Origin of the sequence: Roseateles paludis (genome assembly GCF_039872745.1) — a bacterium.
Classification (GTDB): domain Bacteria; phylum Pseudomonadota; class Gammaproteobacteria; order Burkholderiales; family Burkholderiaceae_C; genus Pelomonas; species Pelomonas paludis.
Genome location: NZ_JBDPZD010000001.1, coordinates 860,218 through 872,241, shown reverse-complemented (window position 1 = coordinate 872,241; position 12,024 = coordinate 860,218). Strand labels below are relative to the sequence as shown.

The window sequence follows — 12,024 nt, the reverse complement described above, 5'->3', positions numbered from 1 at the left end:
CAAGCGCTGCGGCTGCGGCTAGATTCGCAGCCCATGACACGCACCCACCTCCTCGCCCTCGACCAAGGCACCTCCAGCTCGCGCGCCATCGTGTTCGACCGTGAGGGTCGGCTGGTGGCGATGGCGCAGCGCGAGTTTGCGCAGCACTACCCGCAGCCCGGCTGGGTGGAGCATGAGGCCGAGGAGATCTGGCAAACCCAGCTGGCCACCGCGCGCGAGGCGCTGGCCAAGGCAGGCCTGCAAGCCCAGGACATCGCCAGCATCGGCATCACCAACCAGCGCGAGACCACGGTGCTGTGGGACCGCAAGACGGGCGAGCCCCTGCACCGCGCCATCGTCTGGCAGGACCGCCGCACCGAGCCCTTCTGCGCCGAGCTGCGCGCAAGCAGTGAAGCCGCCGACATCCGCGCCCGCACGGGGCTGGTCATCGACCCCTATTTCTCGGGCACCAAGCTGCGCTGGCTGCTCGAACACATCCCCGGCGCCCGCGCGCGCGCTGAAGGCGGCGAGCTGGCCTTTGGCACCATCGACAGCTGGCTGCTCTGGCGCCTGACCGGCGGGCGCGTGCACGCCACCGATGTGAGCAATGCCTCGCGCACGATGCTGTTCAACCTTGGAGCGGGCGACTGGGACGATGCGTTGCTCGCGCGCCTGCAGGTCCCGCGCTCCTTGCTGCCCGCCGTGCACCCCAGCTGCCACCGCTTTGGCGAGACTGACCCGATGCTGCTGGGTGCGGCCCTGCCCATCGACGGCGTCGCGGGCGACCAGCAGGCGGCCCTCTTCGGCCAGGCCTGCTTTGAGGCCGGCTTGGTCAAGAACACCTATGGCACCGGCTGCTTCATGCTGATGCACACCGGCGCGCAGGCGCGGGCGTCAAGCCAAGGCCTGCTCGGCACGCGCGCCGCGCAGGTGGGCAGCCAAGCCCAGTTCGCGCTGGAGGGCGCCGTCTTCATCGGCGGCGCCGTGGTGCAGTGGCTGCGCGACGGCCTGCACGCCGTGCGCAGCAGCAGCGAGGTCGAGGCCCTGGCGGCCAGCGTGCCAGACACCGGCGGCGTGATGTTCGTGCCCGCCTTCACGGGCCTTGGGGCGCCCTACTGGGACGCCGACGCGCGCGGCGCCATCGTCGGCCTCACGCGCGGCTCCACCACCGCCCACATCGCCCGCGCGGCGGTCGAGGCGATTGCCTTCCAGAGCGCCGCCCTGCTGCAGGCAATGGCCAGTGAGGGCGGCCCCGTGGCCGAGCTGCGCGTGGACGGCGGCGCCAGCGTCAACAACACGCTGATGCAGCTCCAGGCCGACCTCACCGGCGTGCCCGTGGTGCGCCCCCGCGTCACTGAGACCACGGCCCTGGGGGCCGCCTACCTGGCCGGCCTGGGCGCTGGCGTCTGGAGCGGCTTGCCCGAGCTGGCCGCCCACTGGCAGGTGGACCGGCGCTTCGAGCCCCAGATGCCGCGCAGCCAAGCCGCCGAGCGGCTGGCGGCCTGGGAGCACGCGGTGCGGCAGGCCAGGGCGCGCTAGGCCAGCGCGGGACTCAGCGCAACCGTTCGGTCGATTGGCAAGACCGCTCCAGCACTTGGGCCGACGCTTCGTCCGACGGCGCTGGCCGCCCATCGTGGCAACTCCGACAGTGCAGGCATCGAAAACATCCCGTCGTCGATACCACTCAAGGAAACCTGCCATGAACGCCAACCAACACCCCTCCTGCAACTGCAGCCAATGCCCCGGCGCCAGCTGCACCTGCGGCTGCCAGCAAGCGGCTCAGCAACCCGCTTGCGGCTCGCAATGCGCCTGCGGCCCCCAGTGCCACTGCGGTGCGCAATGCCAGTGCAACAGCGGCGCCCCCTGCGCCCAGGCTTGAGGCTGCCCGTGAATCCCTTCGTCCTTGCCTACGCCGGCGGCATCGTCGGTGCCGTCCTGATGGACATCACCGAGGCGTTCGCCGCCCGCGCGGGCCTGACCAGCGGCGTCAGCATTGCGCTGGTGGGCCGCTGGGCGCTTGGGCTGTTGCGCGGGCAATGGGCGCACGCCAACATCGCCCGCACGCCGCCCCAGCCGGGCGAGGTGCGGGCGGGCTGGGCGTTTCACATCCTCATCGGTGGCGGCGCCGTAGCTTTGCTCTATGCCCTGCTGACTGAGGCCACCGGCTGGACCCAGCCGACACATCACCTGTGGGGCGGCGTGGCCTTCGGCCTGGCGACCTCGCTGCTGCCCTGGCTGCTGCTGCTGCCGGCCTTCGGCTGGGGCCGGTTTGGCCGGCGCGGGCCGCCCGGGTCGAACGCGCTGCTGGCCAGCCTGGTCTCGCACCTGCCCTATGGACTCGGCGTCGGCGCCGTGATGGCGCTCGGCACCAGCCTGTAGCGGCAGCCAGCTTGGCGCTGCTCATTGCCGGCCCTACAGTCGATCGCACCCCACCACCTCACTCCCCCGCAGCCGCGCGAGCGCCATGTACCTGTCATCGACGTCCCGCAGCGCGCTGTGGGCCAACACCCGCAAGGGCGCCCTGCAGCTGGTCTCCGCCTCGGCGGTGGTGTGGGCGGTGGCGGCCGCGCTCTTGTTCGTGGTCGTGCCTGGCCTCGACACCTTCGCGCGCCTGCTGGTCTTCTCTGAATGCGTGGGCCTGACGATGGCGGTCTGCGTGGTGCTGCTGCGGCGCCAGCGCCGGCTGGAGCGCCTGGGTGCAGGCACGCGCTGGCTGCTCACCGGCGCGATCGCCATCCCGGTCGGCTACCTGCTCGGCCACCAGATCGCCTTCTTGCTGCTGGGCGAGCCGCTGCGCATGGTGGGCTTCCACCAGGTCAGCCTCGTACCGCTGCTCTTCACCGTGCTGGTGGGAGGGCTGGGGCTGCGCCACTTCGCCATACGCGAGCACCTGGCGCACGAGGCCGCCACGCGCGCCGAGGCCCAGCGGCTGGCCGTCGAGGCCCAGCTGCGGCTGCTGCGCACGCAGCTGGAGCCGCACATGCTGTTCAACACCCTGGCCAACCTGCGCGGCCTGGTGCGGGAGGACGTGGACCGCGCCGAGACCATGATCGACCGCCTCATCGCCTACCTGCGCGCCACGCTGGCGGCATCGCGGACCGAGTCGGTGCCGCTGGGCCGCGAGTTCGCGCAGCTGCGGGCCTACCTGGAGATCATGTCGCTGCGCATGGGCCCCCGCCTGGCATGGCAGCTGGACCTGCCGGCCGCGCTGGAAAACACCCCCGTGCCGCCCATGCTGCTGCAGCCGCTGGCAGAGAACGCCATCAAGCACGGGCTGGAGCCCAAGGTGGGTGCCGGGCGCATTGACATCGTGGCCCGCCAGGTCGAGGCCGGCGTCGAGATTTGCATCGAGGACGACGGCCTGGGCCTGCAGGCCTTGGATGACGAGGCCGCCGGCAGCGGCCACACGACTGAGCCGTCGAGCTACGGCCTGCGCCACGTGCGCGAGCGGCTGCAGGCGGTCTACGGACCCGCCGCCTCGCTCACGCTCGAGCCGCGAGACCCCAAGGGCCTGCGCGCCCTCGTGCTGTTGCCTCATCACCTCCCCCAGGAACCACCATGACCACCAACCGCTCGCCATCCGCCGTGCTCGCCGAGGACGAGCCGGTGCTCGCCCGCACGCTGGCGCGACTGCTGGAGCAGGCCTGGCCCGAGCTGCGCATCGCCGGCGTTGCCCAAGACGGCTTGCAAGCCACCGAGCTGGTGCTGGCCCAGGCCCCCGACATCGTCTTCCTGGACATCAAGATGCCGGGCCGCAACGGCCTGGAGGTGGCAGCGGCCGTGGTGGACGAGTGGCCCGATGGGCAGCCTGAGCCGCTCTTCGTGTTTGTCACCGCGTTTGATGAGTTCGCGGTGGCGGCCTTTGAGCGCGCGGCGGTGGACTACCTGCTCAAGCCCGCCACGGCCGAACGGCTGCAGCAGACCGTGGCGCGGCTCAAAGCCCGGCTGGCTGGCCGCCGCGCAGCGCCTGAGGCCGGTGACCGGGCCGCGCTGGTGCAGCAGATGCAATCCATCACGGCACCCAGCGTCGAGCCTGGCGAGCGCATCAAGGTGATCCGGGCCGGCGTTGGCAACACCGTGCGCATGATCCCGGTGGCCGAGGTGGTCTGCTTCGAGGCGACCGAGAAGTACGTCAACGTCGTGACGCCAACCGGCGAGGCCCTGGTGCGCATGAGCCTGCGCGAGCTGGTGGCGCGCATCGACTCGACCGACTTCCTCCAGGTGCACCGCAGCGTGCTCGTCAACGCGAGCGCCATCCTCAGCGCCACGCGCGACGAGAACGGCCACTACAGCCTCGCGGTGCGCGGCCTGCAGCGGCCCATCAAGGTCAGCCGCGCCTTCGGGCATCTGTTCCGGCCGATGTGAGCGGCGCCGGCAGGCGCGCCTAGCGGTCCGACCAGTCGGTCGACGAGATCGACCGCTGCCGGACGTCCAAGCCCCACTCATCGCGCCTCGCTGGCTCCGCAGCCTCCAGCCTCGGACAGTGCGTCTGGTCCGCCGCCCACAAAGGGCAGTGGCCACACCCACTGAAACACCCGATTGCCTGGAGGCTCTCATGAACCGCTTCTTCACCTTCGCCCTGTCGATCACCGCGCTGGCCGCCATCACCGGCTGCATGTCCCCGCCCAAAGACCTCGACCTCGCGCTCACGCGCACGAGCGCCGAGAGCAAATACCTCGTCACCTTGCTGCCCCCGGCACAGCCGCCCGCCATCAACCAACTGCACACCTGGCAAGTGAAGCTCGCCACCCCGGCCGGCACGCCGGTGACGCAGGCCCGCATCAAGGTGGATGGCGGCATGCCGCAGCACGGCCACGGCCTGCCGACCCGCCCGCAAGTGACGCGCGAGCTCGCCGACGGCACCTACCTGATCGAGGGCATGAAATGGAGCATGACCGGCTGGTGGGAGATCAAGCTCGCCATCGACGGCGCTGCGGGAACCGATCGCGTGAGCTTCAACACCGTCGTCGCCGAGCCCAGCGCTGGCCGCTGAAGCCAGCGTCGCTGCCCCGGGAGACACAGATGTTCAGAGTCCCATCATCGATCTGGATGCTTGGCACCGTCGCTGCCGCCATGTGCGCCGCGCTGACCGTGACGCTGAGCGAAGCCGGTGAGGCTGCACCGGCAACACCTGCGGCGGGCCTGGTGCGCTGGAGCACCGAGGAGCAGGCCGTGCTCGCCTCGCTCAGCCTCAAGCAGCTGCCGCCGCTGCCGGTGGATCCGTCCAACGCCGTGGAGCGCCAACCAGCCGCCCTGGCACTGGGGCAACGCCTCTTCGAGGACAAGCGCCTCAGCCGCAACGGCGCCGTCTCGTGCGCGAGCTGCCACGACCCGGCGCGGCACTTCCAGGACGGCCTGCCGGTCAGCCGCGGAGTCGGCACGGGCTCGCGGCGCGCGATGCCCATCGTTGGCGCCGGGCACGCCACCTGGCTGTTCTGGGATGGCCGCAAAGACAGCCTGTGGGCGCAAGCACTCGGCCCGCTCGAAGACGCGGTGGAGCACGGCACCACGCGCACGCGCGTCGCGCATCTGGTGGCCGAGCACTACGCGGCGGACTACGCGGCGCTCTTCGGTGCGCTGCCGCGCTTGGAGGGGCTGCCACGCGACGCCAGCCCCAAGGGCAACGAGGCCGAGCAGGCGGCGTGGGCCGCCATGGACCCGCGCCGGCGCGGCGAGGTGTCACGCGTGTTTGCCAACGTCGGCAAGGCCATTGCGGCCTATGAGAAATCGCTGACTCACGCGCCGACGCGGCTGGACGCCTACATCGACGCCACGCTGCGCGGCGACCGCGCGGCCGGTGGCCTGCTGCGCGCCGACGAGGCCCGCGGCCTGCGCCTCTTCATTGGCAAGGCGCAGTGCGTGAGCTGCCACCAGGGGCCGCTGCTCAGCGACCAGCAGTTCCACAACACCGGCATCCCGCCGCGCGACGCGGCCCGCCCCGACCGTGGCCGCGCGGCCGCGACCGCCAAGTTGCGCGACGACGAGTTCAACTGCCTCGGCCCCTTCAGTGACGCGCGGCCCGAGCAGTGCCAGGAGCTGCGCTTCATGGTCACCGACGACCCGACGCTGGAAGGCGCATTCAAGACCCCAGGGCTGCGCGGCGTGGCCGACCGACCGCCCTATATGCACGCCGGCCAGCTGGCGACGCTGGAGCAGGTGGTGCGGCACTACGTGGCCGCGCCGCATGCGGCCGTGGGGCACTCGGAGCTGACACACCGGCATCCCGGCGGCGCCAAGCCTCAGCATGCCGAGCGCCCGCCCATCGAACTGACCGAGGCCGAGATCACCGACCTGGTGAGCTTTCTTGGCAGCTTGAGCGAGGCGCCGCGCTGATCCCGCTCAGCCGTTCAGCGCGCCTGGCGCCGCCGCCGGGATCAGCAGGCTGAAGCTGCTGCCCCGCCCGGGCCGCGAACGCACCACCAGCTCGTGCCCGAGCAGCTGGGCCTGCCGCGCCACCAGGGCCAGGCCCAGGCCCTGCCCAGCGTCCTGGGTGCCGCGCTGGCTGTCGTCAAAGCGGCGGTAGGGCGTGCACATCTCGGGCAGCAGGGCCTCGTCAAAGCCGGGGCCGGTGTCCTGCACGGCCAGGCGCCAGCGCCCCTGCCAGCGCCGCAGGCTGACGAGCACGCCGCCCGCCTGGGTGTAGCGCAGCGCATTGCTGACGAGGTTGTCGGCCATGGACTGGAGCAGGCGCGGGTCGGTGTCGAGCCAGACCTCGGGTGGGGCTGAGAAGCGCAGGTCCAGGCCCTTGGACTCGGCCTGGGGCGCGAAGGTGGCGCGCAGCGCATCGAGCAGTTGCGCGGCGGGCAAGGCGCTGCGGTGGACGCGGGCCTCGCCGGCCTCCAGGCGCGAGAGTTCGAGCAAGCGACTGAGCTGGGTGCTCATGGTGCGGCAGGCCGTCTCGATGGGGCTGGCCGCGCGGTCCACGGCGTCGGGCGAGAGTTCGTCCTGGCGCAGGCTGCGCAGCACGTGCAGGTAGAGCGCGATGGCGTGGACGGGCTGGCGCAGGTCGTGGCTGACACCGGCCAGGAACAGGTCCTTGGCGCGCATGGCGTTGCGCACGGCGTCACGCTCCTGGCGCAGGGCCTCGGCCAGGGCCTCGTTCTCGCGCGTGGCGGCCAGCGTGCGGTGGACGATGCGGAAGGCCGAGCGCGCATAGCTGAGCCAGATCAGCATCGTGAAGATGATGAGCAGCCCGCCCGCCAGATAGACCGTGCCGCCGATGAAGACCGACTTGACGACAAAGGGCGAGAAGCCCAGCACGATGTAGCTGCGCAGCGCCAGCGGCACGGCGGCGGCCGACTGCACGGCGCCCGCCGTCATGCCCACCAGCATGGTGATGCTGAAGAAGTCGAGCAGCGGGTTCTCGCCGTGGTAGCTGAGCCAGGGCATCAGGCCCCAGGTCAGCGCGGTGGCAGACATCAGGCCGGCGATCTCCAGGCGCAGGCGCCGCAGCCCGGCGGCGTCGGCATGGGCGATGCGCTCGGTCATGCCGCGCGCGTGCCAGGTCCGCAGGGCGACCAAGGCCAGCACGGTGCCAAACCACAGCGGCACGCCGTCGTGCATGCCGCTGAGCCACAGCACCACGGCCGTGACGCTGCCCACGCCGACATTGCCCACCATAGAGGCGGGCACTTGGCGACGGAAGAGTTCGAGCAGGTCGCGCTCGACCGAGGTGGCCGCCTGCACCATCAGCGCGAGTCCCGGCCTGAGAATGCCAGGGATGGGCGCACGCGGCGCGCGCCGCTGATGACTCGGTCAATGCAAACGATGGGCATGGCGACAGAAACGATTCGACTGCTGGTGGCGGAGGATCATGTCTTGGTCAGGCAGGGCCTGCAATGGCTGATCTCGCGCGAGCCCGGCTACACCTGGGTGGGCGAGGCCGGCGACGGGGACACCGCGCTGGCGCTGACCCGCTCGCTGCGGCCGGATGTGCTGCTGCTGGACCTGGGCCTGCCGCGCCTGGACGGCCTGGCCGTGATGCAGGCCCTGCAGGCCGAGGGCCTGGCCACGCGCGTGCTGGTGGTCACCGCGCGGCAGGACACGCGCTCGGTGCGCGACGCCCTGGCCCTGGGGGCGCATGGCTATCTGCTCAAGACCGAGGACACCGCGCACCTGCTCAAGGCCCTGGCCACGGTGGCGCAAGGCGGCTATTGGGTCAGCCCCGAGCTGGCCGCTGGCCTCGATCGCGAGCCACGTGATGCGCATGAAGGCCTGACCGAGCGCGAGCTGGAGATTGCCGCCTGCGTGGGGCGCGGCATGAGCAGCCGGCAGATCGGGCAGCACTTCGAGATCAGCGCCCACACGGTGCGCAAGCACCGCGAGAACATTGCCCGCAAGCTGGGGCTGCGCAATGCGGCCGAGCTGGTGGCCTGGGCCATCCGCCACGGGCTGTAGCGCAGGCATCACCCCAGGCGCTGCTGCCGCGCCGCCAGCGCCGCCTGCGCGCGGTTGCGCACACCCAGCACGCGGTAGATGACGACCAGGTGCTGCTTCACCGTGGGCTCGGCCACCCCAAGCGCGCGGGCGATCTCCTTGTTGGCCAGGCCCTGCGCCAGGCAGCGCAGCACCTCGCGCTGGCGCTCGGTCAGCTCGGCGCCACCACCGGGCTCGGCCGCCTTGCGGCTGGCCACGAAGGGCGGCACGATGCGCCCTCCCTGCAGCACCAGCGACAGCCCGCCCAGCAAGGCCAGGGTATCTGCCGACTTGGACAACCAGCCCGCCAGCCCCAGCCCGAACGCCGCCATGGCCAGCTCGGGGTCGTCATCGCCCGAGAGCATCACCACCGGGACCTGCGGGTGCTGGCCGCGCCACCAGCGCAAGGCGGCCAGCGGGTCCGCGTCGCCGCTGGCCGGGCCCAGGTGCAGGTCCAGCACCACCAGGTCCAGCGGCGGGCCCTGCAGCTGGGCCATCAAGGCCTGGGCCTGGGCCAGGCCGGCGGCCTGCAGCACCTCGCAGCCACCGCCCAGCGGGGCCAGCAGCTGGGCCAGCCCCTCGCGGACGACGGCATGGTCGTCCAGCACCAGGATGCGCCGCGCCGCCATCACGGCAGACACAGGCGCCAGGTCGGGGGGCAGGCACGAAACGCAAGCATGGCCAGCATTGTGTCGGCAGGCTTCTAGGGCGTCGCGTTGGCCGCCCAGAAGCGTTGCAGCTCGCCACGCTGCAGCAGGGCCCGCACGGCGCCGCTCAGGCGGTCCGCCAGCAGCTGCTGCCCCGGCGCGGCCCACAGGTGCAGGGGCACGGTCTCCAGCAGCTCCAGGTGCAGCGCCGGCTGCGGCGGCAGCTCGTTGGCGGGGGGCACGTTCACGCGGGTCAGCACGCAGGCCTCGACGCGACCCTTGGCCACCATCTCGACGCAGGCCGACGGGCTGTTGACGGCAATCACTTCGGCCTCGTCCCGCAGGCGCTCCTGGGCGAGCAGGGTGCCGCGCATATAGGCCACGCGCTTGCCGACCAGGCCCTTCCAGCCCTGGGCCGCCAGGCCGCTGACCCGCACCAGGGCCACCACGCGCACGGTGTAGACGCTGGGGTCGATGCGGATGACGCCGGGCACGACGCGCTCGTAGCCCGCGTAGCGCCCAAACTCCAGCGGGTAGCGGCCGGCGGCCATGTCTTGCCGCGCACGCTCGGCGGGCAGGATGTCGAGCCGGCACTTGAGCCCCGCCTCGCGGCAGACCAGCGCCACCAGCTCGCCCGACAGTGCCCGTGTGCGCGCCGTGGGCACGGTGCCCAACACCACCGGCACCACCGGCACTTCGGCAGCGCCGGGCTCGGGCGCAGCGCTGGCCAGGAGCGGGCTCAGCAGGGCCCACGCGCAGAGCCACCAGGCTCGGCACCAGCCGCGTCCACTGCCGTTGTCAGGCCTTGTTGTCAAAGAGGCTCCCACGCCTTGGCTCCCCAGCCAGCGTGGCTCAGTATGCCTGCACGGCAGCCCCGTTCGACGTGGCAACCGGGTGCAGCAACGGGCCGCAAAGCTTGCTGCAACTTGTCCTAAGTAATTGCCGCTCGGCACGCTGCGAGGGGCCTTCCTAGAGTGCAGCCTTCCCCAACAGCGCATGCCCTTGCCAGGCATGACAAGCAAGCTCATGAGCATCGATCGCCATCTCGCCCGCGGCCTGGTCCTGGCGGGCATTGCACTGGCCTTTGGCCTGGGCGCCCTGCGCTTTCCCCTGGGCACCATGGCGCACGCCGGCCCGGGTCTGTTCCCGTTGATGGTGAGCGTGATGCTGCTGCTGGTGGCCGTGGTGATGCTGGTGCGCTCGCGCTTCACGCGGCCCGAGCCGCTGGACGGCGGCCTGCGCAATGTGGGTCTGATCATGGCCAGCCTGTGCGCCTTTGCGCTGGCCTCGCACTTCGTGAACATGACGGCCGGCATCGTGGCGCTGGTGTTCGTGTCCTCGTTCGCGGGCGGGCACTACTCGACCTCGCGCAACCTCAAGGTCTCCGCCGGCCTCATCGTCGTGGCGCTGGCCTTCCAGAAGCTGCTGGGCCTGAACCTGCCCCTCTACTGAGCTCCCCATGGACATCCTGCACAACCTCGCCTTCGGGTTCGAGCACGCGCTCACGATGAGCAACCTGATGTACTGCGCCATCGGTTGCGTGGTGGGCACGCTGATCGGGCTGCTGCCGGGCCTCGGGCCGCTGGCCACCATCAGCCTGCTGCTGCCGCTCACCTACAGCATCCCCACGCAGGGCGCGCTGATCATGCTGGCCGGCATCTACTACGGCGCGCAGTACGGCGACAGCGTCAGCGCCATCACGATGAAGATCCCGCACGCCAGCTCCATCGTGGCCTGCATTGACGGCTACCAGATGACGCTCAAGGGCAAGACGGGCCTGGCTCTGTTCACGGCCGGCGTGTCGAGCTTCATCGGCGGCACCGTGGCCATCGTGGTGCTGGCCTGGGCGGCGCCCCAGCTCGGCGAAGTGGCGCTGAAGTTCGGTGCGGCCGACTACTGCTCCTTGATGCTGCTCGGCTTCTTCTGCGTGAGCATCGTCACCACCGGCAGCCTGCTCAATGGCCTGGCCATGTGCTTCGTGGGTGTGCTGCTTGGGCAGATCGGCACCGACGTCATCACCGGCCAGCTGCGCTACACCTTCGACCTGCCCCTGCTGTCCGACGGTGTCGGCCTCGTCAGCATCGCGCTGGGCTGCTTCGGCATTGCCGAGATCACCAAGAACCTGGACGCCAAGGACGAGCGGACCCCGTTCAATGGCGAGATCAAACTCATGCCCACCTGGGCTGAGTTCAAACGCATCATCCCGAGCGCCTTGCGCGGCAGCGCCATCGGCTCCTTCCTCGGCATCCTGCCCGGGGGCGGGCCGGTGATTGCGCAGTTCGCCGCCTATGCGGTAGACAAGAAGTTCAGCAAGCATGCCGACGAGATGGGCACCGGCGCCATCGAAGGCGTGGCCGGCCAGGCGGCGGCCGACGAAGCCGCCGCGCGCACCAGCTTCATCCCCTTGATGAGCATCGGCATCCCCGAGAACCCGGTGATGGCGTTGATGATGGCGGCCTTCGTCATCAAGGGCATCCAGCCCGGGCCCAACATGATTGCCGGCCACCCCGACCTGTTCTGGGGCCTGGTGGCGAGCATGTGGATCGGCAACGTCTTTCTCGTGATCCTGAACGTGCCGCTGGTGCGCTACTGGCTGTCGGTCTTCAAGATCCCCTATGCGGTGCTGTTCCCGTCCATCCTGTTCTTCTGCTGCATCGGGACCTACAGCGTCAACAACAACCTGGACGAGGTCTTCGTCACCGCCGGCTTCGGCTTGCTGGGCTATCTGCTGCTGCGCCTGGGGCTGGACGCCGCGCCGCTGATGCTGGGCTTCATCCTCGGCCCCATGCTGGAGGAGAACTTCCGCCGCGCAATGCTGCTGAGCCGGGGCAGCTTCTCGCCCTTCGTCACGCGGCCCATCAGCGGCAGCTTGCTGGGCCTGATCCTGGTCTTCGTGGGCTGGCAGCTGTTCAGCTTCTTGCGCGCGCAGCGGCGCGAGCGCGTGGCTGCTGCTGCGGCAGCATCGGCCGCTTCAGCCTGATCT

The 12,024-nt window shown here is 70.8% G+C and carries 12 protein-coding genes; 9 read left to right on the top strand and 3 right to left on the bottom strand.

Features of this window, described 5'->3' with window-relative positions; translation table 11 throughout:
- Positions 1 to 33 precede the first annotated feature (33 nt).
- From glpK to ABDJ85_RS04120, 6 genes are all read left to right on the top strand, one after another.
- Entirely contained in the window at positions 34 to 1,518 is a 1,485-nt protein-coding gene (gene glpK, locus ABDJ85_RS04145; RefSeq protein ID WP_347703469.1) for a glycerol kinase GlpK, read from the top strand.
- A 348-nt stretch (positions 1,519 to 1,866) separates the two neighbouring features.
- Positions 1,867 to 2,358, top strand: coding sequence for a DUF2938 family protein (locus ABDJ85_RS04140; RefSeq protein WP_347703468.1), 492 nt, complete (start codon positions 1,867 to 1,869; stop codon positions 2,356 to 2,358).
- An 85-nt stretch (positions 2,359 to 2,443) separates the two neighbouring features.
- Complete coding sequence (locus ABDJ85_RS04135; protein ID WP_347703467.1) at positions 2,444 to 3,541, top strand: sensor histidine kinase; 1,098 nt, start codon at positions 2,444 to 2,446, stop codon at positions 3,539 to 3,541.
- Entirely contained in the window at positions 3,538 to 4,344 is an 807-nt protein-coding gene (locus tag ABDJ85_RS04130) for a LytR/AlgR family response regulator transcription factor (RefSeq protein WP_347703466.1), read from the top strand. The genes ABDJ85_RS04135 and ABDJ85_RS04130 overlap by 4 nt, the downstream gene beginning before the upstream one ends.
- Positions 4,345 to 4,534: 190 nt before the next feature.
- Positions 4,535 to 4,972, top strand: coding sequence for a FixH family protein (locus ABDJ85_RS04125; protein ID WP_347703465.1), 438 nt, complete (start codon positions 4,535 to 4,537; stop codon positions 4,970 to 4,972).
- Positions 4,973 to 5,028: 56 nt separating this feature from the next.
- Positions 5,029 to 6,312: a cytochrome-c peroxidase gene (locus tag ABDJ85_RS04120; protein WP_347703464.1), complete on the top strand. Its 1,284-nt coding sequence runs from the start codon at positions 5,029 to 5,031 to the stop codon at positions 6,310 to 6,312.
- Positions 6,313 to 6,318: 6 nt separating this feature from the next.
- Here ABDJ85_RS04120 and ABDJ85_RS04115 read toward each other — a convergent pair whose 3' ends face one another.
- Positions 6,319 to 7,668 (bottom strand): sensor histidine kinase, encoded by a 1,350-nt coding sequence (locus tag ABDJ85_RS04115; protein WP_347703463.1) that lies wholly within the window; start codon positions 7,666 to 7,668, stop codon positions 6,319 to 6,321.
- A gap of 84 nt (positions 7,669 to 7,752) precedes the next feature.
- Between ABDJ85_RS04115 and ABDJ85_RS04110 the strand changes: the two genes are divergently transcribed.
- The gene (locus ABDJ85_RS04110; protein WP_347703462.1) at positions 7,753 to 8,376 is read left to right on the top strand and encodes a response regulator; all 624 of its coding nucleotides are present in this window, start codon (positions 7,753 to 7,755) and stop codon (positions 8,374 to 8,376) included.
- A gap of 8 nt (positions 8,377 to 8,384) precedes the next feature.
- Here ABDJ85_RS04110 and ABDJ85_RS04105 read toward each other — a convergent pair whose 3' ends face one another.
- Complete coding sequence (locus ABDJ85_RS04105) at positions 8,385 to 9,035, bottom strand: LuxR C-terminal-related transcriptional regulator (RefSeq protein ID WP_347703461.1); 651 nt, start codon at positions 9,033 to 9,035, stop codon at positions 8,385 to 8,387.
- A 62-nt stretch (positions 9,036 to 9,097) separates the two neighbouring features.
- The gene (locus tag ABDJ85_RS04100) at positions 9,098 to 9,868 is read right to left on the bottom strand and encodes a substrate-binding periplasmic protein (RefSeq protein WP_347703460.1); all 771 of its coding nucleotides are present in this window, start codon (positions 9,866 to 9,868) and stop codon (positions 9,098 to 9,100) included.
- A gap of 199 nt (positions 9,869 to 10,067) precedes the next feature.
- On the opposite strand from ABDJ85_RS04100, the gene ABDJ85_RS04095 reads away from it, so the two are divergent.
- A complete protein-coding gene (locus tag ABDJ85_RS04095; RefSeq protein WP_347703459.1) occupies positions 10,068 to 10,493 on the top strand; it encodes a tripartite tricarboxylate transporter TctB family protein in 426 nt (141 codons plus the stop codon).
- A 7-nt stretch (positions 10,494 to 10,500) separates the two neighbouring features.
- Positions 10,501 to 12,021, top strand: a complete 1,521-nt coding sequence (locus ABDJ85_RS04090) for a tripartite tricarboxylate transporter permease (protein ID WP_347703458.1) — start codon at positions 10,501 to 10,503, stop codon at positions 12,019 to 12,021.
- The last annotated feature ends 3 nt before the right edge of the window (positions 12,022 to 12,024 follow it).

Bases quoted from the DNA above. Each gene is read 5' to 3' on its own strand.
- ABDJ85_RS04095 (WP_347703459.1), top strand. From the start codon at position 10,068: ATGAGCATCGATCGCCATCTCGCCCGCGGCCTGGTCCTGGCGGGCATT.
- ABDJ85_RS04125 (WP_347703465.1), top strand. From the start codon at position 4,535: ATGAACCGCTTCTTCACCTTCGCCCTGTCGATCACCGCGCTGGCCGCC.
- glpK (WP_347703469.1), top strand. From the start codon at position 34: ATGACACGCACCCACCTCCTCGCCCTCGACCAAGGCACCTCCAGCTCG.
- ABDJ85_RS04090 (WP_347703458.1), top strand. From the start codon at position 10,501: ATGGACATCCTGCACAACCTCGCCTTCGGGTTCGAGCACGCGCTCACG.
- ABDJ85_RS04130 (WP_347703466.1), top strand. From the start codon at position 3,538: ATGACCACCAACCGCTCGCCATCCGCCGTGCTCGCCGAGGACGAGCCG.
- ABDJ85_RS04115 (WP_347703463.1), bottom strand. From the start codon at position 7,668: ATGGTGCAGGCGGCCACCTCGGTCGAGCGCGACCTGCTCGAACTCTTC.
- ABDJ85_RS04110 (WP_347703462.1), top strand. From the start codon at position 7,753: ATGGCGACAGAAACGATTCGACTGCTGGTGGCGGAGGATCATGTCTTG.
- ABDJ85_RS04135 (WP_347703467.1), top strand. From the start codon at position 2,444: ATGTACCTGTCATCGACGTCCCGCAGCGCGCTGTGGGCCAACACCCGC.
- ABDJ85_RS04120 (WP_347703464.1), top strand. From the start codon at position 5,029: ATGCTTGGCACCGTCGCTGCCGCCATGTGCGCCGCGCTGACCGTGACG.